A 20,993-nucleotide genomic window follows, 5' to 3' on the forward strand; every position below is an offset into this window, starting at 1 on the left:
GGCGGCTACTTACGCGCTTGCGATCATGTGGATCGCTTCGCGCACCTGTTGGAAGGTGCCGCAGCGGCAGATATTGGTGATGGCCTCGTCGATATCGGCGTCGGTCGGTTTCGGTCTTTCGATCAGCAGCGCCGCCACCGCCATGATCATGCCGCTCTGGCAATAGCCGCATTGCGGAACGTCCTGGGCGATCCAGGCTTCTTGCACCTTGTGCAGCGAGCTGCCGGACGCCAGTCCCTCGATCGTGGTGATCTTCTTGCCCTCGGCCTCAGCGACCGAGATCCCGCAGGAACGCGTGGCGACACCGTCCATGTGAACGGTGCAGGCGCCGCATTGTGCGATGCCGCAGCCATATTTGGTGCCGGTCAGGCCGGCATTCTCGCGGATCGCCCAGAGCAGCGGCGTATCTGGCTCGACATCGAGTGTGAAGGTTTTTCCGTTGATTGTTAGGTTTGCCATCGCAGTCCCCTGATTGGCCCAATCCACCGATTGAACTCAGGGGCGCAATGTGTCGGGCAAATTGGAACTGTTCAAATCAAGAGTCCGCGGGGTGTCGTCGATGATTTTCGCGCTCGCAGGATGATTAAGGGGCGGGCGGTGTTGCGTCCGCCTGTTTTGCGCGAAAACCTCCGCCCCGGGGTCCGCACCCGAGGCCATTCGCCGCGTCCCTTGTACGCCTGCGCACAGCCTCGGACGACGTCTCCTGCTTTGGCGCGCCAGCCACCATGGAACAATCGGCAACAGTTTGTCCCTTTTGCCGGGATGCAAGACCAAGATGCTCTGCTACACTGGGGCGAAGCCAGAAGGGGTTCCATGAACGTACCGAAGCCTTGCAACGTGCTGATGCTCTATCCGCTCTTCACGGCGGAGTCCTTCTGGAGTTTTGGCGAATCCTGCGAACTGATGGGCGTGAAACGCCCCGCTGCTCCTCTCGGCCTGATCACCGTTGCCGCGATGCTGCCGGCCAACTGGACGGTGCGCCTCATCGACTGCAACACGCAGCCTTTCTGCGACGACGATCTCGCCTGGGCCGACGTCGTCTTCACCGGCGGAATGTTGCCGCAGCAGGCCGACACGTTGCGCCTGATCGACGTATGCCGCGCGGCGGGCAAGCCGGTGGTGGTCGGCGGCCCTGATCCCACCTCCAGCCCCCATGTCTACGAGCGAGCCGACTTCCGGGTGCTCGGCGAGGCCGAAAGCGTCATCGACGAATTCATCGCGGCCTGGGACAGCGGCGCACGCGCCGGCGTCTTCACCGCGCCGAAATTCCAGGCCGACGTCACCTCGACGCCGGTGCCGCGCTTCGACCTGCTCAAATTCGAGGACTATCTCTACCTCGGTGTGCAGTATTCGCGCGGCTGCCCTTTCACCTGCGAGTTCTGCGACATCATCGAGCTCTATGGGCGCGTGCCGCGCACCAAGACGAATGAGCAGATGCTCATCGAGCTCGATAGGCTCTACAATATGGGCTATCGCGGCCATCTCGACTTCGTCGACGACAATTTCATCGGCAACAAGAAGTCGCTCCGGCTGTTCCTGCCCCAGCTCGCCGAATGGCAGCGCGCGCACGGCTATCCCTTCGAATTGTCCACCGAGGCCTCGGTCAATCTCGCCGACGATCCTGAATTGCTCGACCTGATGGGGGCGGCCAATTTCTTCGCTGTCTTCGTCGGCATCGAAAGTCCGGATCCCGCAACCCTGGTCGCGATGCGCAAGAAACAGAACACGCGGCGCAACATCGCCGAGAGCATCCACAAGATCTACGCCGCCGGCATGCTTGTCACCGCGGGCTTCATCGTCGGCTTCGACAACGAGAAGGTCTCGATGGCGGAGGCCATGGTCGATTTCATCGAGGAGGCCGCCATCCCGGTTGCCATGATCGGGCTGCTCTACGCGTTGCCGAACACGCAGCTCACGCGGCGCCTTGCAAAGGAAGGCCGATTGCACGCGGACCACGATCTGGCATCGACGACGGGCGGCGATCAGTGCACCGGCGGCATCAACTTCGATCCGGTGCGGCCGCTCCGCGATATCCTGATGGACTACAAGACCGTGCTCGAGCGTGTCTACAGCCCGGCCGCCTATGCGGGCCGCGTCGACAAGTTGATGACGCTGCTCGACCGGTCCAGGCAGCGCCACGAGCTTGCCGAAGGCGACATCCGCGCCAGGGTCGGGGCGATGGAGACCGTTCATCGCGTGGTCACCTCCATCCCCGACGGGCGCCCGCTTTGGCAAACCTTCATGAACTGCGCCAAGCGCGACACGTCATCGGCGCGGATCGCGGTACAGATGATCGCGGCCTATGCGCATCTCGGACCGTTCTCGCGCAAGGTCATCGATGCCATCGACGTGCGCCTGGCTGCGCTCGACGACGAGACGGTCATCGCGGCAGCGGCGACGGTCGACGCGACAGCCGCGCGGCATCTGGCCTGAGGGTCTTACTTCACCGCGAGCCGCAACAAGCTCATGACGCTGCCGAGCGCGGCAAAGCCGGCGCCGAGCGCCAGTGCCACCGTTGCGCCCTGGTGTCCGGCGAGAGCAAAACAGGCCGCGGCGAGCGCGGCTCCCGTCGTCTGTCCGGTCAGGCGCGCGGTCGCGACGATTCCGGAGGCGCTGCCGCTGCGGTGCGGCGGTGCGCTCGACATCACCGCCTTCATGTTCGGCGCCTGGAAGAAGCCGAACCCCATGCCGCAGATCACCATCCGCCAGATGATGTCGGGGATGGCGGGATTGGCCGGAAGCATCGCGAGCAGCGCCATGCCGAGGCCGAGCAGCACAAGGCCGATGCCGCCCAGCAATCCGACGGCATGGCGATCGGAGAGGCGCCCCGCGATCGGCGCCATGATGCCGACCACCAGCGGCCATGGCGTCATGAAGAATCCGGTCTCGACCTGCGAGCGTCCCAGCACGTCCTCGAAATAGAACGGCAGCGAGACGAAGGCGAGGCCCTGCACGGCGAAGGAGCACACCGCCGTCGCCGCCGACAGCGCGAACATCGGGCGGCTGAACAGGTCGATCGGCAGCATCGGTGCGGGATGGTCGGCGTGCCGGCGCGTCAGGATGAAGCCGAGCGCGAGGGCCGTGACCAGCTCGACGCCGACGACCACCGGCGACAGATTGTGCGCGGCGCTGCCGATGCCCGTGATGAACAGCCCGAGGCAGGCCGACGCCAGCACCGCGCCGAGAAAATCAAAGCCGTGATCGGCGCGCGGCGTCTTCGGCAGCATCGCAAAGCCGATGCCGATCGCGACGAGGCCGAACGGGATGTTGACGGCGAACAGCCACGGCCACGGCCCGAGCGCCAGGATGGCCGAGGCGATCGAGGGACCGAAGGTGAAGGCGGTCGCGACCACCAGCGCGTTGTGGCCGAAGCCGCGGCCCAGCATCCGGCCGGGATAGACGAAACGCACCAGCGCGGTGTTCACGCTCATGATGCCGCTGGCGCCGAGCCCTTGCAGGGTACGGGCGACCAGCAGGCTGTCCAGCGACCACGCCACCGCGCAGAACAGCGAGGCGATGGTGAAGAGGATCAGGCCGCCGAGATAGATGCGCTGGTGCCCGACGATCTCGCCGAGCGCACCGAGCGGCAGCAGCGTCGCCACCAGCGCGATCTGGTAGACGTTGACGACCCAGACCGACTGCTCCGGCGTGACATGCAGATCGGCGGCAATGGCGGGCAGAGCGATGTTGGCGATCGCGGTGTCGAGCGAAGCCATCGCCAGCGCGGTGAAGATCGCGGCAATGGCCCAGCGCCGCTGCGCAGCGGGCAGGCCGTCGGACACGGTGTGGTCGGGCTCGCGCGCGGCGGCAGGTAACGTGATTGTCATTGCCTTGTTATCATGGACTTGCGCGTTGTTTCGGCGGCGTGGCTGAACGGGACTTTCGGCATGTACTACGCCAAAGGCCGCTTCCACAGGCATATGCTTGCATGCTGTGTATGCGCGAAGGCTGGGCGAAGCCGCCGTGCTCCGGCGTATGATCGTTCTGCTGCTGCAATTTGAGGGGACCGCCATGCAACTCGTCGTTTTGCCCGGTGACGGCATCGGACCGGAGATCACGACCGCGACATCGGGCGTGCTGCGCGCGGCCTCCGAGCGCTTCCAGCTCAATCTGCGGCTGGAGGAGCACGCGGTCGGGCATGCGAGCCTGCAGCAGTTCGGCACGACGGTGCGCCCCGAACTGCTCGACATCGTCCGCGCCGCCGACGGCCTGATCCTCGGCCCGACCGCGACCTTCGACTTCAAGGACGAGGCGCATGGCGAGATCAATCCGTCGCGTCACTTCCGCAAGAGCCTCGACCTCTACGCCAATGTCAGGCCCGCACGCACCTATGCGGGGCGGCCCGGCCGGTGTGGGGATTTCGATCTCGTCGTGGTGCGCGAGAACACCGAAGGCTTCTATGCCGACCGCAACATGGAGCAGGGCAATGGCGAAATGCTGGTCACGCCTGATGTGGTGATCTCGCTGCGCCGGATCACGCGCCTATGCTGCGAACGCATCGCGCACGCCGCCTGCCGTCTGGCGATGAAGCGGCGCAAGCATCTCACCATCGTGCACAAGGCCAACGTGCTCAAGATCGGCGACGGGATGTTTCTCGACATCTGCCGCGAGGCGGCGAAAGCTTATGCCGGCCTCGCGGTCGATGACATCCTCGTCGACGCCATGATGGCGCATGTGGTGCGCAACCCGGATCGGTTCGACGTCATCGTCGCCACCAACATGTTCGGCGATATCCTGTCCGATCTCACGGCGGAGCTGTCGGGAAGTCTCGGCCTCGGCGGCTCGCTCAATGTCGGCGACCGCCATGCTATGGCGCAGGCGGCGCACGGTTCGGCGCCTGATATCGCGGGGCAGGACGTCGCCAATCCGGTCTCGTTGATCCTGTCGACGGCCTTGCTGCTCGCCTGGCACGGCGAGACGAGCGGCGCCGTCCGCTACGAGGAAGCCGCGCGTGCGATCGAGGCGGCGGTGGCGAAAGCGATCGGCGAGGGCAGGGCGACGCGCGACGTCGGCGGCAAGCTCGGCACCATCGCGGCGGGCGCCGCGATTGCGGAGATCCTGCAGGCGGAGTGAGTTGTTCGTGCGGGCCTTTGCGCTTTTTTCTCAGGGTCCAAAACTAAAACGTCGAAAAACAACCCCATGCACAGTAGAAGGTCCCTTGAAGGTTAAGGGTTTTTCGAGTCGCGCCGCGGTGACATTCGCTGCCGCGATCAAGTTGACCCGTCGGGCAAAACACTGGCAGAATGCTATCGTGACAGAGGCCCGGGCGAAGACCAGACCGCGTGTGCATGAATGCGCGATGTGCCCGCTCCCAGATGGGGCAGACCTGTGCAGCCGGCTCCGGCATTTCGCCTCCGACTCGTCGCGGTCAAAACAGGTCGGCGATAAAGCGCTGGTTGCGTAAAACCGGAACTAGAACCCTTGGCTTTTTCGATCATGGCTTTTTGGATAGCGGGCGCGGTTGGATTGGTGATCGCCTATCTCTTGGGTTCTACGCCCACGGGCTATCTCGCGGGAAAACTCCTCAAGGGCATTGATATTCGAGCGCATGGCTCCAGATCCACCGGGGCGACGAACGTATTGCGGACCCTGGGCAAGTGGCCGGCGTTGGCGGTGCTTGTCGCCGATGTGTTGAAAGGCGTGGCGGCCATCATCGTTGCCCGCTCCTTCTGTCCCTGGCTCTATACCGAGCTGTCTGCGACCCCGCCGACAGCGTCTGATTTGCAGATATGGGTGTCATGGGCAGTTTGCCTGGCCGGGATTGCAGCGCTGTTTGGGCATAGCCGCTCGATCTGGCTGAACTTTACGGGCGGCAAATCCGCTGCGACCGGGCTGGGTGTGTTGCTGGCGATTTCATGGCCCGTGGGATTGGGGGCTGCAACAGTCTTCGGCGTCGCGCTGAGCATCACCCGGATGGTTTCCGTGAGCTCGATCCTCGCGGCGTTGACGGCAATCGTTCTGGTCTGCGGGTTTGAGCAACCGTGGCCCTATCGGCTGCTGGTGATCGGAGGCGGCATATACGTGATCGTTCGCCACCGCGCCAACATTCAACGGCTATTGGCGGGGACGGAGCCGCGCCTCGGTCAGAGCAGCGCGGATGCGGAAGCGCAAGCCTAGCGCACGCGTGTAGCGGGCCTTCGATAGGGACCGCTTCTGACCGCGGTTACCCCATCCTGGACCGTCGGCGTCCGAGTGATGGACTCAGAATGTTTTCCGTACGCCGCATAATTGATGTAGCCTGATCGCTCAGCCGCCGACGGGTAGTGCCGAACGCCCGTCTATTCTCAGCGGTATCTTGCGGGGTCTATGGTCTTTCGCTCAACGCGGCTTTAGCCGCCTGTTTTTGTTGAGCCCGAAGTAAATCTTGCGCCCCAATTTTCCGAACATTCCCCGACAGGAGGAAGTCACTATGCATTTCTGTATGACAGGGCAATACACCCCAAAATCTCTCAACAGCATCATGGAAAATCCAAAAACCAACCGGTACGAAGCGGCCAAGAACCTCATCGAAGCCGCCGGCGGAAAATTGATATCTATGTACAGCACCTGCGTCTCTAGGTTGGGCTCAGAGCGCGTCAAAGAGCTGAGCCCAACGCCCCTTGATCGACAAGGTATCTTCAGGCGGCGCCGTCGCGACCCTGCGCGTCGCGACGACGTTGACAGGTCGGGCAAAACACCGTCACGATGCTATCGTGGCACCGATGCACGGATGTTCGTTAGGTTCGCGATCGCGTCTGGGATGTCTCGTGGCTGCTCCGCTGGCGATGCCGTTAGTCCGTTTCCTCAGCGCCAGGTCGCTTGCCGCTGCTGACTGGAGACCGGCTTCCTGAGACGGTCCAGCAACCTTCGCGCATCGTCGAGATCAGGCAAATCAATGCCTTCGGTGAATTTACGATAGATCGGCGCCAGCAACTTTCGGGCTTCAGTATCGCGGCCTTCCCCGCTCCACAGGCTGGCCAAGCTATGCGCAGCGCGCAGCTCCCAAAACGTTGCCTTCTGAGTCTGCGCGGATTTCAGCGCTGAGACAAAGCAGTCCTCGGCTCGCCGGCGATCGGTGGGATTTGCGGTGAGCAGGATCGTTCCCTTGAGGCGTTGGGCCTCGGCAGCCCACCAGTGTTCGCCGGACCGCTCGACCTCGCCGATCGCCTGCTCGGCGAAATCGAGTGCGCGTGCATGATTGCCGGCGCGGGCATAGGCCTCCGCGAGACAGGACAGGTTAAACGAACTCTGAAAATTCGCCCCGGTGTCGCGATGTTCCATGAGCGCAGCGTCCATCAGTGAAATTCCCTCCGTGGCCCGACCGCCCGCGACGAGATTGACAGCCTTCAGGATATTGGCGCGGGAAATGTGGTAGGGGCTGCGCTGCTCGGTGGCGATGGCAAATCCCTCTTCGGTCGCGGCGATCGCGGCCTGCAGGTCGCGTGTGTGGAGGAAGAAGCGTGCCGAGGCCAGCAGCGCCGATACCAGGGTAAAGGGATGGAGGCGGCTTCGCGCGTCGCTCACGGCGGCCTCTCTCGTTTCCGTCGCCAGTTTCAGCTTGCCGAGATAAAGGTAAGTAAGGCTGAGCCAGACCAGCGAAAACGTTCGGATATTATTGCCGGCCATAAATGCGACCGGTGTTTCTTCTTCGTAAAGCGAGAGCCCCTTTTCGAGGTGAAGTCTCGCGTCCTCGAACCTGCCGATGTGCAGATAGGCGGTGCCGGCCTCGTAATGACTAACCATCACGCCGGGCGGGTCAACGCGGCGACGAAGGAATGGCTCTGCAAGCTGCAGGAGCTTTGGCGATTCCGACCGGATCAAGTGATAGTTGCACAGGGCACCGAGCGCCCGAAGCGCTTCGATAGGATAGGCGGCTTCATCGAGCAGGGCCCGCGCCTTTGTCAGCGCGGTGGCGACATCGGGCGAGGCAAATCCTCTGGTCATGATAAAGGTGTTGCCAAGCTCGACCTGGATGCGGGCCTCGAATTGCTGACGGGCCGTCTGATCCGTAATGTTCGGCAGCAGCGTCATGGCCTTTTCCAATTGGGCCTCCGCCTCGATGCCGGCCGAACGAGCAAGCGACTTACGGGTGGACTTGAGCCAGTAATCGATGGCCTTGCCGGAGCTTCCCGCCTCGGTGCAGTGATAGGCAAGCACGTCCGGGTTACGTTCCAGCATTTCGGGAAATTGGCGCTCGAAGATCTCGACGATGCGGGTGTGAATCGCGGCGCGCTGGCTTTTGAGCATGGTGCCGTAAGCGGCATCCTGCACCAGCGCGTGCTTGAACGTGTAAACGGCGTGCGGAACGACGCCGCGCTGGTGCACCAGCCCGGAAGCGACCAGCTGCCTGAGCAGCGGCGCGAGCTCGGCATCGCCGAGATTGCAGACCGCCCGTATCTGCGGGTAAGCGAATTCACGTCCGAACGCCGCTCCGGCCTGCACCACCGCGCGCAGCGAGGCGAGCCGGTCCAGCCGGGCGACCAATGAAGCCTGTAGCGTCGTTGGCACGGCGAGAGACGGCAACGACTGCGTAAGCACGTAGCTGCCGTTTTCCTCGCGCATGATGTCGATTTCCAGAACCGACTTCGTCATCTCCTCGATGAATAGCGGCACGCCATCGGTTCGCGCCACGATCTGTTCGAGCAGGATGGGCGGGAAATCCTTGCCGTTCGCGACCTGTCGGATCACTTCGATGTTGTCGTGCCGGCCAAGCCTGTTCAGCGTCATGACCGTCACGTGGGACTGGCCAAGCCACGGCGGGACGAATTCTGGCCGGTAGGTGATAATGAGCAGAACTGGAAGCGTGCGGATGCGTTCGGTCAGGATATCGAACAGTTCCTGCGTGGTCGGGTCAACCCAATGCGCGTCTTCGAGCACGATCAGCACCGGCTTCTCGGCGGCAAGACCGGCGATCTGGCCGACCAACTGCTCCAATAGCAATTCCTTGCGTCGCTGCGGACTGATCGACAGCACGGACGAACCGGTCTGGCACGGAATCGAGAGCAGCTCACCGAAAAGCGCTGTGTCCCTCGCCAAATTTTGCGACGACGGCGCCAGCAACGCTTTGAGTTTATCGAGCTTGGTAGCATCGCTGTCACCGGCCGAAAGACCGGCCGCATGTTCGAGCTGATTAATGACCGGATAAAACGCAGTCTGGACGCGATGGGGCGAGCACTGCAGGCGCAGGCAATGGTGCGGATCCGCCTTGATCTCCTCCCGCAGGGCGAAAACCAAGCGCGACTTGCCGATCCCGGGCTCGCCATAGATCAGGACCAGCCGGCCCTCGCCAGTCTTGATCTGGCTCCAGCGTCGTTGCAACAGCGCGAGCTCTTCCTCGCGGCCGATCAGCCTCACGGGCTCAGCATGCAGCGCTTCGAAGCGGCTGGTTGCCGTGCTTTCCGAAAGCAGTTGCCAGGCCCTGACAGGATCGACGCTCGATTTCAACCCAAGCGATCCGAGATCGCGATAGGTGAACAGCGCGCCGACGAGGCGATGTGTAGTTGCGGAAATCACCAGCGCACCCGGCTCGGTAACCGCCAAGAGACCGGCCGCCAACGGCAGCACGTCACCTATTGCTGCATGGTCGGCAGCAATGCCGATCTCGTTCAGATCGCCGACAATGACGAGGCCGGTCGCAATAGCAACGCGCGCTTGCAACGGCATTTTGGCGTGGAGCCGCAACCCTGCGACTTCCTGGATGACCGCAAGGCCGGCGCGCACTGCGCGCTCCGCATCATCTTCGCGCGCGCACGGGTATCCGAAATAAACGACAACCTTGTCGCCCAAGGATTTGCCGATGAAGCCGTCGTGCCCGGCGATCACTGCCTTGATGCGGTCCTGACAAGCGGACATGAGAAACAGGAGGTCTTCAGGGTCCCGGCCCGATAAATGAGTGCGGGCGCCGATGAGGTCGCAGATCATCACCGAGAGTTGCCGGCGTTCCGGCCGCTCCATCTTGCGCGCCGCTTCGGGTCGATCCGTCGGCTGCGGGGGGGCCGCCGCTTCGCCCCCAGGAAGCGGTTCCCGCTCGCATCGTTCCTCGACCTCGCCCACAAAGCGAAACCCCTTGCGAGGCAGCGTGCGGATCAGGATCTGCCGCTCTCCATCGTCACCTATGGCATGGCGAACCGCGTTAACCTGGCTGCTGAGGGTCGATTCCGAAACGATACGGCCGCTCCAAATCGCAGCCAACAGGTCATCCTTGCTGACCACGCGCTCGCGATTTCGAACGAGATAGAGGAGGAGATCAAAGGTCTGAGGCTCGGCGGCGACCAGCGCAGTCGCACGCCACAATTCCCGGCGGTCCGTATCGAGTAGATACTCCTTGAATGCGTAGATCATTACAATCCCGCCAGCGCCTGCCGTTTCGAAAAACAAAACCAGCAAATTCCCAAGGCAAATCCAAGCATATCCCAAAGACGCCCTCTTGCTCTAGCGCTTATAGGAAGCCCGAAGAGCACAGGAGGCAGCCATGGACGTGTTTTTGACCGCAATCGCGATCTGGATCTCCGCCAATTACGCCCTGCCCGCCAGCCTCAATCACCCGCGCATCGAGCGGGTAGCCTCCGTCGAGATGGCGGGGCTTCGCACCAGGGGCCTGCTGTCGGCGCTTCAGCACGAGACCACTGCACTCCACGAGCAGGAATCATCCTTCGAAAAGAGGCGGGACGTGGTCGCTTTCTATGATGACCGAACCAGGACAATCTACCTTTCGGATAAATGGACCGGCACGACGCCTGCCGAATTGTCCGTTCTCGTGCATGAGATGGTGCATCATCTTCAGAACCAGGCCGGCGCAGCTTACGAATGTCCGGCCGAGCGGGAGAAGCTCGCCTACGAGGCGCAGGATAAGTGGCTGCACCTGTTCGGCCGCGATCTCGAGGCCGAGTTTGGAATCAACGGCCTTGCACTTCTGGTTTCGACCTCTTGCGCCATGGCCATGGGGCTGTACTGAGTTCGCGGGCAGCTCCGGCGCCCGCCTCGATGCGACTTAAGGCCTATCCGCCGCCCTGCGCGCTGGAGCTGAAGCGGGCGATTGAGCAGAAGACGCCAATCATCTCGAGCAAAGGTGCGAGCGAAGCAATGAAGAGTTCTTGCCGTTCTCAGAAGAGACTTTCCTAGGCGCAAATCGCATCTGACCCGGCCAAGCAGTGATGTCGCCATTGGACCACGGAGCCGATTCTGTCCGCTCAGGCGAGCAGAGCGGACGTCGCACGCTTTCACCAACCGACCGAATCCGCAGCCCGCCCTCAGAACTGATACCGCCGCAAGCCGCCATCCACCGGGATCACCGTTCCCGTGATGTAGCGGGCCACGGGTGATGCCAGGAACACCGCGAGTGCCGCGAGGTCCTCCGGCTCGCCCCAATAGCCGACCGGGATTTCTTCCTCCGCGAAGCGCTCGCGATAGTCCGGCGGGTAGTTGCGGCGGATTTGCTCGCTCATGATGCGCCCGGGCGGGATGCAGTTGATGGTGATGCCGTGCTCGCCGATCTCGCGCGACAGGCCCTTGGCCCAGGCGTGCACGGCGGCCTTGGCGGCGAACGCGGCGTTCAGGCCCTCCGGCTCGGACTTGCCGGTGATGTTGACGATGCGGCCCCATCTGCGCTCGATCATCTGCGGCAGCAGCGCATGCGTGATGCGGCGGTAGCTGGTGAAGTTCAGCGCGATCGCCTCGTCCCATTTGCTGTCGGGCGCATCGACGGGCAGGGGGCGGCTGCCGCCGGCATTGTTGACGAGAATGTCGACATGGCCGAGCTCCTTCAGCGCGAAGGCCGCGATCTTCTCCGCCGCGTCCTTGGCCATCACGTCCTGCTCGAGCGGCGTGATCAGCCCCCCGCCGACCTCCTGCACCAGCTCGGCGAGCAGCTCGGTGCGCCGGGCCACGCCGACGACGCGCACGCCTTCGGCAGCCAGGCCCTTGGCGATGGCGCGGCCGATGCCGATGCTCGCGCCGGTGACGACAGCGGTTTTCGATTTGAGCCCGATGTCCATGGTCGCACGCTCTCTTGTTTGCTTTTTTGCCTGTTGCCGTTGGTTTTGCTGTTCGATTCCCGCCCTGTCCCCGTCAGGGTGATTTGCCCGACCGGGACGAGCAGTGGTAACCAAGAGCCGCGTTGAAGGAAACACGAAAAAAGATAAAGGCGCTGAACGATGGTCTGGGACCCGCAGCAATATCTGAAATTCTCCGGCCACCGGCTCCGGCCCGCGGTCGACCTCTTGATGCGGATTCCGGAATTTGGTCCGAGCACGATCGCCGATCTCGGCGCCGGCGCCGGCAACGTGACGAAACTGATCAAGGAGCGCTGGCCGGATGCGACCGTGACCGGCGTCGAGGGCTCGGCCGAGATGGTAGCCGCCGGCCGCAAGGCGGCGCCGGAGGTGCAATGGTCCCATGAGGATCTCGGCCAGTGGCGTCCGGCCAAGTCATATGACCTGATCTATTCCAATGCCGCACTGCACTGGCTGCCTAATCATGCGGCACTCTTCCCCTCGGTGATGGAGAAGGTCGTGCCCGGCGGCATGCTCGCGGTGCAGATGCCGCGCAACTTTCTGGCTCCCTCGCATGTGCTTATCGGCGAGACCGCCCTGGACGGTCCCTGGCGCTCCAAGGTCGAGCATCTCGTGACCCCGCCGCCGGTCGAGGGGCCGGCCTTCTATCATGATCTTCTTCTGCCCCTGTCCCAAAACATCGACATCTGGGAGACCGAATATCTGCAGGTGCTCGAAGGCGATAACCCCGTGAAGGAATGGACCAAGGGGACCTGGCTGACGCGCTACCTCGATGTCTTGCAGGGCGACGAGAAAGCCGCGTTCGAGGCCGCCTACGGGACGCGGGTCGCGAAGGCCTATCCGAAGAATGCCGCGGGGCAGACGCTGTTCCCGTTCCGGCGCCTGTTCATGGTCGCCCAGCGAAAAGGCTGATTGCACTGCTGCAGTGCGACATAAGCGATCGCTCCACAGGAGGGGAGCAAGCGCCGGGTTGCGTCTGCAACGGCCGTCAAGATAGCTTGGCAGCGGCAAATTGGGCTTAGGTCTAGTTGTTTGGCTGTCGGATTGCTGCCACTACTGAAACCGCAAAACAAGAAAAGAACCCGGTTTTAGAAGTTGTTGGGAGGTTACTTCATGCGCAAGCTGCTTCTTGCGGTCGCTGCCGCTGCTATTCTCGTGGCTCCTGCCGTCGTCCAGGCCCAGAGCCCGATCGTCATCAAGTTCAGTCACGTCGTCGCCAACGACACGCCGAAGGGCAAGGGCGCGCTCAAGTTCAAGGAACTCGCCGAGAAATACACCGACGGCAAGGTCAAGGTCGAGGTCTATCCGAACTCCACGCTCTACAAGGACAAGGAGGAGATCGAGGCGCTCCAGCTCGGCTCGGTGCAGATGCTCGCGCCCTCGACCGCGAAATTCGCGCCGCTCGGCGTCAAGGAATTCGAGGCGCTCGATCTGCCCTGGCTGTTCAAGGACGACGAGACCTATGCCCACGCGATGAAGGGCACGGTCGGCAAGTGGCTGTTCCAGAAGCTCGAGGCCAAGGGCATCTCGGGGCTCGCCTATTGGGACAACGGCTTCCACATGGTCTCTTCGAATCGCCCGCTGATGAAGCCGACGGATTTCCAGGGACTCAAGTTCCGTATCTCCGGATCGAAGATTGCCGACCAGTATTTCCGCCTGATGGGCTCGATCCCGCAGATCATGGCGTTCTCCGAAGTCTACCAGGCGCTGCAGACCGGCGTGGTCGACGGCTGCGAGAACACCGCGTCCAACTATCTGACGCAGAAGTTCTACGAGGTGCAGAAGGACATCACCGTGTCCTATCACGCGCATCTGCAATACGCGGTCATCGTCAATTCGAAATTCTGGAATGGCCTGCCGCCTGATATCCGTACCCAGCTCGACAAGGCGATGGCGGATGCGACCGACTACACCAACTCGATCGCGCGCAAGGAGAACGAAGACGCGCTGGCCGAGATCAAGAAGACGGGCAAGACCACGCTGCATTATCTCTCCGATGCCGACCGCAAGGCGTGGCAGGAAGCGATGCAGCCGACTTATAAATGGGCAAAGGGCCGGGTCGGGCAGGAAGTGCTCGATCTCGTCGCCAAGGAACTCGACGTCAAGATGAACTGACGGCGGCGCTCCTTCAAGAACAACCATGAACGGTCGGGGGTGATCGCACTCCCGGCCGTTTCGCTCTTGAACGACCAGCCTATCCTGGGGGGACCAAGTTGCTGCGCGTGCTGAATCGTTTTCTCAATCATCTCGAGGAATGGCTGATCGCGACGCTGATTGCGGCCGCGACGTTGCTCATCTTCGTCGCCGTGCTGCACCGCTACGGGGCGGGGCTGTCGATCGACATTGCTAAATGGGCGGAAGCCCGCAACTTGACTTTCCTCGCCGTGCCCATGCGAGCGGCGTTCGTCTGGCTCGCCGCGCTCGACCTGTCCTGGGCGCAAGAGCTCTGCATCTACATGTTCATCTGGATGGCCAAGTTCGGCGCGGCCTATGGCGTGCGAACCGGAATCCATGTCGGCGTCGACGTGCTGGTCAATGTCCTTCCCGGCGGGTCGCGCCGCCGCGTGATCACCTTCGGTCTGTTGTGCGGCGCCCTTTTCACTTCCATCGTGTGCTATTTCGGCGCCGCGTTCGTCGGCCAGATGTGGCAGACCGGCCAGCAGTCGAACGATCTCGAAGCGCCGATGTGGCTGGTGTATCTCACGATTCCGCTCGGCTCCGGCCTGATGTGCTTCCGCTTCCTGCAAGTCGCCTGGTCGTTCTATCGCACCGGCGAGCTGCCGCATCACGACATGGCCGGCGTCGAGGGCGTCGAGGCAGACCCGGTTCATCCGGCACCGGTCACGCGCAGTCAGGTGGTCCGGGACGAGCGCAGTCCGCTCGGCTGGATCCTGATGCTGCTGCCGGTCCTGATCGTCGCAGTGTGCTTCGCCCATGCGGCCCATTTGATCACGTTGCCGCAAGGCCTGCGGGTCGCCATCGTTTTCGGTCTCCTGCTGTCATTGATGCTCACGGGCATGCCGATCTCGATCGCGCTCGGACTGACCGTGCTCAGCTTCATGTTCACGCTGACCGACGTGCGAACGGAATCGGTGGCGCTGAAGCTGTTCACCGGTATCGAGAGCTTCGAGATCATGGCGATCCCGTTCTTCATCCTTGCCGGCAACTTCCTCACCCATGGCGGCGTGGCGCGACGGATGATCGCGTTCGCGACCGCGCTGGTCGGTCATTGGTATGGTGGTCTTGCCCTCTCGGGCGTGGTCGCCTGCGCGCTGTTCGCCGCAATTTCCGGCTCGTCGCCGGCCACCGTGGTGGCGATCGGATCGGTGATCCTGCCCGCCATGGTCGCCCAGGGATTCCCGAAACGGTTCGGCGCCGGCGTGATCACGACTTCCGGCTCGCTCGGGATTCTCATCCCGCCGTCGATTCCGATGGTTCTCTATGCGGTCTCCACCAACACTTCGGTGGGCAAGCTCTTCATCGCCGGCATCGTACCGGGGTTGGTGCTCGCCATGCTGCTCGGCGCCACGACGTTCTATCGCGCCTGGCAGAATGACTATCCGCGGATGCCGAAGGCGACGTTCATGCAGCGCCTCGACGCGTTCAGGAATTCGATCTGGGGAATCCTGCTGATCGTGATCGTGATCGGCGGCATCTACAGCGGGCTGTTCACGCCGACCGAAGCTGCCGCCGTCAGCGCGGTGTACGCCTTCATCGTCGCGGTGTTCATCTACAAGGATTTGAAGCTGCGAGACGTGCCGCGGGTGCTGCTGTCATCGGCGAATCTGTCGGCGATGCTGCTCTACATCATCACCAACGCCGTCCTGTTCTCGTTCCTGATGACCTACGAGAATGTACCGCAGGCGCTCGCGCAATGGATGATCGACCAGGGCCTCGGCTGGATCGGCTTCCTCCTCGTCGTCAACCTCCTGCTGCTGATCGCGGGCAACGTGATGGAGCCGTCCTCGATCATCTTGATCATGGCGCCGATCCTGTTTCCGGTCGCGATCAAGCTCGGCATCGATCCGATCCATTTCGGCATCCTGATGACGGTCAACATGGAGGTCGGGCTGTGCCATCCGCCGGTCGGCCTGAATCTCTATGTCGCGTCCGGCATCGCCAAGATGGGCATCACCGAGCTCACGGTGGCGGTCTGGCCATGGCTCCTGACCATGCTGGCGTTCCTCGTGGTCGTCACCTATTGGCCAGGTCTGTCGTTGTGGCTGCCTCGTTTGTTGGGGATGTAGCGGAACCAGCCGCGATTGGCGGCGCCAGCGGGGACGCCGAGGGAAGCGTCTCCATCGGCCTCGCCCGAAGGGCGGCAGATGGCTAACGCACGGTAAACCCGCGCGCTCAAATGCAACTGCCGTGCGGTGAACGCCTTTTTACCGATGTGCGGTAGGACGATGCCAGCAGATGGGGCTGGCATGTTGTTCAACAGAATGGAAACAGGGCGGGCGTCGATTTCCGACGCCGTCTATATGGAAGTGATCGCGGGCCTGCACGGCACGACGATGCCTACCATTCTCGCGGCCGCCTGCCAGGCGATGGTCGGCGCCATTACGACCTACGAGACCGGCGACAAGGTGACGGCGGTCTTGACGGTCGCCGGTGTCGCGGTGGCCATCGTTCGCCTGTTCGAAATTTTTGCGTTCCGGCGCCGCCTCGCGCGGTCGCAGCAGCTCGGTCGGGCCGAGGCTGCGATCTGGGAGCGGTGCTATATTGCCGGCACAGTCGCGACGGCCTTCGTGCTTGGTGTGTTTGCCGCGCGCAGCATCGTGCTGGGTGATGCGCTCTGTTGCGTGATGGCGATCGGCATCGGCTTCGGGTTCGGCGCCGGCGTGGTGGCGCGGCTGGCGCTGCGTCCCGTCGCGGCGTTGCTCGATCTCGTCGCGATCGCCGCGCCGGCCGCGATCGTGACGTTCATGCAGCCCGATCTCCGCCATGTCGGGCTTGGGCTCCTCATCCTGATGTATGTGGTCGCGAGCTTCGAGATGGTGCGGCTGAGCTTCAACGCCTCGATCAGCCAGATCACGCTGAAGCGGCAGTTCGAGCAGCTCGCGCGCTCGGACCCCATGACCGGCGTGTCCAATCGCTCGGTGCTGGCCACGGACTTGCCGCCGATGCTGGCGGCGGGGATGGTTGCGGTCCATACGCTCGATCTCGACCGCTTCAAGGAAGCGAACGACAGGTTCGGCCACCCCGTCGGCGACGCGCTGTTGAAGCAAGTTGCAGGGCGATTGAAGATCCTTGCCACAGCCGACGACCTCGTGGTCCGGATGGGTGGCGACGAGTTCGTCCTGGTGCAGCGCGCGGCGGCTGATGCGGAAGCGGAAGCGATGGCACAGCGGATCCTGCAATCGATCAGCATGCCGTATGATGTGGACGGACAGGCGATCGAGCTCGGCGTCAGCGTCGGCGTCGCCGTTGCGCCGGGCGACGGGCGCACCGCGGAAGCGCTGCTGTCGCGCTCGGACAGGGCGATGTACCGGGCCAAGCAGGACCGCGGCGGCTATGTGCTCGCTCGCGCCTTGCGGATGCCTGACGCGACCGCATCGGCCCAGAGGGTCGCCGAAGGGCTGGCTGCATAAGGAGCAGTTGGAACCACAATCGAGATGCGGTTAGATGCCTCCCCAACAAAGATAAGCCGGGGAGAGCCTTATGAGCAGCTTCGAGACAGCTGATATGCCCAAGGACGCCTCGCCGTCCGTCATCGCGCGGCAAACGGCGATGCTGAATGCGCTGCCGTTTTCCGACACCCGGGATTTCGACGATGCCGCGCGCGGCTTCCTCGGCACGATCGAGAACGCGGAGATCACCAATCCGCAGGGAAGGACGGTCTGGAGCCTCAAGCCTTACGGCTTTCTCTCCACTGAGGCGGCGCCGCCGACGGTCAATCCGAGCCTGTGGCGGCAGTCGCGGCTCAACATGCAGCACGGCTTGTTCGAGGTCGTGCCCGGAATCTACCAGGTCCGCGGGCTCGACATCGCCAACATGACGCTGATCGAAGGCGACAGCGGTGTCATCGTGGTGGACACGCTGACCTCGATCGAGGGCGCGCGTGCCGCGCTCGATCTCTATTTCAGGCATCGCGGCGCGCGGCCCGTCGCCGCCGTGATCTTCACCCACACCCACACCGACCATTGGGGCGGAGCGCGCGGCGTGCTGGAGGAGGATGCGCTCGCCAGCGGCCGGGTGCCGATCATCGCGCCGAACCTGTTCATGGAGCATGCCGTCTCCGAGAACATCATCGCGGGACCGGCGATGCTGCGGCGGGCGCAGTACCAGTTCGGGCCGCTCCTCGCCAAGGGCGCGCGCGGGCAGGTCGATTGCGGCCTCGGCAAGTCGATGGCGGCGGGCTCGGTCGCGCTGCTGCGGCCGACCGATTTGATCATGGCGACCGGCGACACGCGCGTGATCGACGGCGTCGAATTCGAATTCCAGATGGCGCCGAACAGCGAAGCGCCGGCGGAGATGCACTTCTTCGTCGCGCGCTACAAGCTTCTGAACCTCGCCGAGAACTGCACGCACAATTTTCACAATCTGCTGCCGTTCCGCGGCGCCGATGTGCGCGACGCGCTGGCCTGGTCAAAATATCTGAACGAGGCCCTGCTGCTCTGGGACGGCAAGGCGGAGGCGATGTGCGGCCAGCACCACTGGCCGGTGTGGGGGCGCGAGCGCATCGGCACGATGATCCGGCAGCAGCGCGACCTCTACAAGTTCGCGCACGACCAGACCATCCGCCTGATGAACCACGGGCTGACCGCGGCCGAGATCGCCGAGACGGTCCAGTTGCCGAGGAGCCTGGAGGGCGCCTGGCACGGCCGCGGCTATTACGGCCACATCCGGCACAATGTGAAGGCGATCTACCAGAAATATCTGGGCTGGTACGATGCCAATCCGGTCAATCTCGATCCGCTGCCGCCGGTGGAATCCGGCAAGAAATATGTCGAGTATATGGGCGGCGCCGACGCGATCCTCGCGCGCGCGGCTGCGGACTTTGCCAAGGGCGAATTCCGCTTCGTGGCGCAGGCGCTCGGTCATCTCGTCTTCGCCGAGCCCGGCAATCAGGCGGCGCGTGACCTGCTGGCGGACACGCTGGAGCAGCTCGGCTACGCCGCCGAAAGCGCGACCTGGCGCAACGCCTATCTGTTCGGCGCGCAGGAGTTGCGACAGGGCATGCCGAAGGTGCCGCCGCGCCCGCCGATGCCGCGCGAGACGCTGGCCGCGCTGCGTACCTCCCAGATCTGGGACGTGCTCGGCATCCGCCTCAACGGGCCGAAGGCGGACGGCAAGCACATCGTGCTGAACTGGCGTTTTACCGATACCGGCGAGACGTTCGTGCTGAATCTGGAGAACTCTGCGCTCACCTACACCGAGGGCGTGCAGGCGGAAGGCGCCGATGCCAGCTTCACGCTCGCGCGGGCCACGCTCGACGAGGTGATCGCCAAGCTCACCAGCTTTCCGGAGGCGGTGGCCGCCGGCAAGGTCGAGCTCGCCGGCAACCCGATGCGCCTCGCCGAGCTGATGGGCTTGATGGACGAATTCCCGCGGATGTTCGAGATCGTCGAGCCGAAGCGGGCGGCAGTAACGTAGGCCACCGCTTTCTCCCGTCATTGCGAGCGCAGCCAGAGTCTTTCAACGGAGGCGGTCTGGATTCTTCGCTGTACTCGCAATGGCGGCTGATAGAGTGGGGCACTACCTGCAAACGTCAATGGCCGGGGCGAGCCCGGCCATGACGTCTACCATAGGAGTTGTCGCTACTCGGCGCTGCTCACCAGCTTGATCCGCGGCGCCTGTTGCTCGGCCAGGCTGCGATAGGCCGCGAGATAGTCGAGCGCCATGCGCCGTGCCGTGAAGCGCGTCTCGAACTGCTTGCGAATGGCGGAGCGGTCGAGTTGCGCGAGGCGGCCGACGACGCCGGCCGCGCTGAGGACGTCCTCGACGACGAAGCCGGTCAGCCCCTCGTCGATGATCTCGGGCACCGAGCCGCGGTTGAAGGCGACCACCGGCGTTCCGCAGGCCATGGCTTCGATCATCACCAGGCCAAACGGTTCCGGCCAGTCGATCGGCAGCAGAAGTCCGAGCGCGCCGCTCAGGAAGTCGGACTTCTCGTGATCGCCGATCTCGCCGATGAAATCCACCAGCGGATTATTCTCGATCATCGGCCGGATCAGCTCGTCATAATAATCCTGGTCGGCACGATCGACCTTGGCCGCGATCTTCAGCGGAATGCCGCAATGGGTCGCGATCTTGATGGCGCGGTCGACGCCCTTTTCCGGCGCGATACGGCCGAGCACGGCGAGGTATTCCTGCTTGGCGGGCTTCGGCGTCAGCAGATTCTCCGGCAGGCCGTGATGGATCGTCCTCACCCAATTCGCCTGCGGTACCGGCCGCCGCTGCGCGTTGGAAATCGAGATGACGGGGACCTTCGAGAAGGTTTTGAAGACCGGCTGGTGCTCCGGCAGATCGAGCCGGCCGTGCAGCGTCGTCAGGAACGGCGTCGGCTGCCGGTAGAACATTGACCACGGATAGTAATCGAGGTGGAAGTGGAGGAAGTCGAACTCCTCGTCGTCACATTTCTGCCGCACCCGCTCCAGCATCACCATATGCAGCGCATTGGGATCGCGCACGGAACCGTCGAGGCGAAGCGCCCGCGGCCAGGTTGCATCCAGCTTCGCCGATGTCTGCGAATCGCCGCTGGCGAACAGCGTCACGTCGTGTCCAAGGGCCACCAGCTCTTCCGTCAACCAGTGCACCACCCGTTCGGTGCCGCCATAGAGCTTGGGTGGAACAGCCTCCGTCAACGGAGCTACCTGCGCGATGCGCATTTCGCGATCTCCTCTGCGATCATGATCATTGAAACCCCAGCCTCGGCACCGGCATGCCAAGAGTGGAACGTTCTCGCATGTGCGAAGTTCCTCTTGGCGAACGTTACTTCTTCGACACACTGCGGCGTGGTCGCGATGATGCCATCAGCTCTTCTCACATCGTCCGCATCCG

General features: G+C 63.3%; 14 protein-coding genes and 1 pseudogene. 10 read left to right on the plus strand and 5 right to left on the minus strand.

Translation table 11 applies throughout. From position 1 onward, the window contains the following. Positions 1–9 precede the first annotated feature (9 nt). Positions 10–459, minus strand: coding sequence for a (2Fe-2S)-binding protein (locus OC450_RS06940; RefSeq protein ID WP_256806508.1), 450 nt, complete (start codon positions 457–459; stop codon positions 10–12). 354 nt (positions 460–813) lie between these two features. Here OC450_RS06940 and OC450_RS06945 point away from each other — a divergent pair, with 354 nt between their 5' ends. Continuing rightward, positions 814–2,433 carry a B12-binding domain-containing radical SAM protein gene (locus OC450_RS06945; RefSeq protein ID WP_211382616.1) on the plus strand — a complete coding sequence of 540 codons (1,620 nt, stop codon included), beginning with the start codon at positions 814–816 and terminating at the stop codon, positions 2,431–2,433. 5 nt (positions 2,434–2,438) lie between these two features. On the opposite strand, the gene OC450_RS06950 is transcribed toward OC450_RS06945, so the two are convergent. After that, a complete protein-coding gene (locus tag OC450_RS06950) occupies positions 2,439–3,827 on the minus strand; it encodes an MFS transporter (RefSeq protein WP_211382617.1) in 1,389 nt (462 codons plus the stop codon). Positions 3,828–4,011: 184 nt separating this feature from the next. On the opposite strand from OC450_RS06950, the gene OC450_RS06955 reads away from it, so the two are divergent. Together OC450_RS06955 and plsY are read left to right on the plus strand one after the other, a co-directional pair. Next, positions 4,012–5,073 carry an isocitrate/isopropylmalate dehydrogenase family protein gene (locus OC450_RS06955; RefSeq protein WP_211382618.1) on the plus strand — a complete coding sequence of 354 codons (1,062 nt, stop codon included), beginning with the start codon at positions 4,012–4,014 and terminating at the stop codon, positions 5,071–5,073. 363 nt (positions 5,074–5,436) lie between these two features. Then, entirely contained in the window at positions 5,437–6,117 is a 681-nt protein-coding gene (gene plsY, locus OC450_RS06960; protein WP_211383522.1) for a glycerol-3-phosphate 1-O-acyltransferase PlsY, read from the plus strand. Between the two features lie 666 nt (positions 6,118–6,783). Here the strand turns inward: plsY and OC450_RS06965 are convergent. Beyond that, entirely contained in the window at positions 6,784–10,320 is a 3,537-nt protein-coding gene (locus OC450_RS06965; RefSeq protein WP_262047518.1) for an AAA family ATPase, read from the minus strand. 130 nt (positions 10,321–10,450) lie between these two features. Between OC450_RS06965 and OC450_RS06970 the strand changes: the two genes are divergently transcribed. Continuing rightward, complete coding sequence (locus OC450_RS06970; RefSeq protein WP_262047519.1) at positions 10,451–10,933, plus strand: DUF6647 family protein; 483 nt, start codon at positions 10,451–10,453, stop codon at positions 10,931–10,933. A gap of 295 nt (positions 10,934–11,228) precedes the next feature. On the opposite strand, the gene OC450_RS06975 is transcribed toward OC450_RS06970, so the two are convergent. Continuing rightward, on the minus strand, positions 11,229–11,972 hold the full coding sequence (locus tag OC450_RS06975; RefSeq protein ID WP_262047520.1) for an SDR family NAD(P)-dependent oxidoreductase: 744 nt from the start codon (positions 11,970–11,972) through the stop codon (positions 11,229–11,231). Positions 11,973–12,131: 159 nt separating this feature from the next. On the opposite strand from OC450_RS06975, the gene OC450_RS06980 reads away from it, so the two are divergent. From OC450_RS06980 to OC450_RS07005, 6 genes and pseudogenes are all read left to right on the plus strand, one after another. Beyond that, positions 12,132–12,902: a methyltransferase domain-containing protein gene (locus OC450_RS06980; RefSeq protein WP_262047521.1), complete on the plus strand. Its 771-nt coding sequence runs from the start codon at positions 12,132–12,134 to the stop codon at positions 12,900–12,902. Positions 12,903–13,103: 201 nt separating this feature from the next. Further along, positions 13,104–14,105: a DctP family TRAP transporter solute-binding subunit gene (locus OC450_RS06985; protein WP_211382623.1), complete on the plus strand. Its 1,002-nt coding sequence runs from the start codon at positions 13,104–13,106 to the stop codon at positions 14,103–14,105. A gap of 269 nt (positions 14,106–14,374) precedes the next feature. Beyond that, positions 14,375–14,737 (plus strand): annotated as a pseudogene (locus OC450_RS06990) (TRAP transporter small permease); the annotation flags it as partial. A 219-nt stretch (positions 14,738–14,956) separates the two neighbouring features. Next, complete coding sequence (locus OC450_RS06995) at positions 14,957–16,237, plus strand: TRAP transporter large permease (protein WP_249128988.1); 1,281 nt, start codon at positions 14,957–14,959, stop codon at positions 16,235–16,237. Positions 16,238–16,417: 180 nt separating this feature from the next. Then, on the plus strand, positions 16,418–17,581 hold the full coding sequence (locus tag OC450_RS07000; protein ID WP_211382625.1) for a GGDEF domain-containing protein: 1,164 nt from the start codon (positions 16,418–16,420) through the stop codon (positions 17,579–17,581). Between the two features lie 70 nt (positions 17,582–17,651). Then, on the plus strand, positions 17,652–19,586 hold the full coding sequence (locus tag OC450_RS07005; protein WP_262047522.1) for an alkyl/aryl-sulfatase: 1,935 nt from the start codon (positions 17,652–17,654) through the stop codon (positions 19,584–19,586). A 164-nt stretch (positions 19,587–19,750) separates the two neighbouring features. Here the strand turns inward: OC450_RS07005 and OC450_RS07010 are convergent, their stop codons facing one another. Continuing rightward, positions 19,751–20,821, minus strand: a complete 1,071-nt coding sequence (locus OC450_RS07010) for a glycosyltransferase family 4 protein (RefSeq protein ID WP_211382627.1) — start codon at positions 20,819–20,821, stop codon at positions 19,751–19,753. Between the last annotated feature and the right edge of the window lie 172 nt (positions 20,822–20,993).

The organism is Bradyrhizobium sp. Bra78 (assembly GCF_024519855.1).
Classification (GTDB): domain Bacteria; phylum Pseudomonadota; class Alphaproteobacteria; order Rhizobiales; family Xanthobacteraceae; genus Bradyrhizobium; species Bradyrhizobium japonicum_G.

Excerpts from the sequence above, each read along its gene's own strand:
- OC450_RS06940 (WP_256806508.1), bottom strand. The coding sequence starts at position 459 with ATGGCAAACCTAACAATCAACGGAAAAACCTTCACACTCGATGTCGAG.
- OC450_RS06945 (WP_211382616.1), top strand. The coding sequence starts at position 814 with ATGAACGTACCGAAGCCTTGCAACGTGCTGATGCTCTATCCGCTCTTC.
- OC450_RS06950 (WP_211382617.1), bottom strand. The coding sequence starts at position 3,827 with ATGACAATCACGTTACCTGCCGCCGCGCGCGAGCCCGACCACACCGTG.
- OC450_RS06955 (WP_211382618.1), top strand. The coding sequence starts at position 4,012 with ATGCAACTCGTCGTTTTGCCCGGTGACGGCATCGGACCGGAGATCACG.
- plsY (WP_211383522.1), top strand. The coding sequence starts at position 5,437 with ATGGCTTTTTGGATAGCGGGCGCGGTTGGATTGGTGATCGCCTATCTC.
- OC450_RS06965 (WP_262047518.1), bottom strand. The coding sequence starts at position 10,320 with ATGATCTACGCATTCAAGGAGTATCTACTCGATACGGACCGCCGGGAA.
- OC450_RS06970 (WP_262047519.1), top strand. The coding sequence starts at position 10,451 with ATGGACGTGTTTTTGACCGCAATCGCGATCTGGATCTCCGCCAATTAC.
- OC450_RS06975 (WP_262047520.1), bottom strand. The coding sequence starts at position 11,972 with ATGGACATCGGGCTCAAATCGAAAACCGCTGTCGTCACCGGCGCGAGC.
- OC450_RS06980 (WP_262047521.1), top strand. The coding sequence starts at position 12,132 with ATGGTCTGGGACCCGCAGCAATATCTGAAATTCTCCGGCCACCGGCTC.
- OC450_RS06985 (WP_211382623.1), top strand. The coding sequence starts at position 13,104 with ATGCGCAAGCTGCTTCTTGCGGTCGCTGCCGCTGCTATTCTCGTGGCT.
- OC450_RS07000 (WP_211382625.1), top strand. The coding sequence starts at position 16,418 with ATGTTGTTCAACAGAATGGAAACAGGGCGGGCGTCGATTTCCGACGCC.
- OC450_RS07005 (WP_262047522.1), top strand. The coding sequence starts at position 17,652 with ATGAGCAGCTTCGAGACAGCTGATATGCCCAAGGACGCCTCGCCGTCC.
- OC450_RS07010 (WP_211382627.1), bottom strand. The coding sequence starts at position 20,821 with ATGCGCATCGCGCAGGTAGCTCCGTTGACGGAGGCTGTTCCACCCAAG.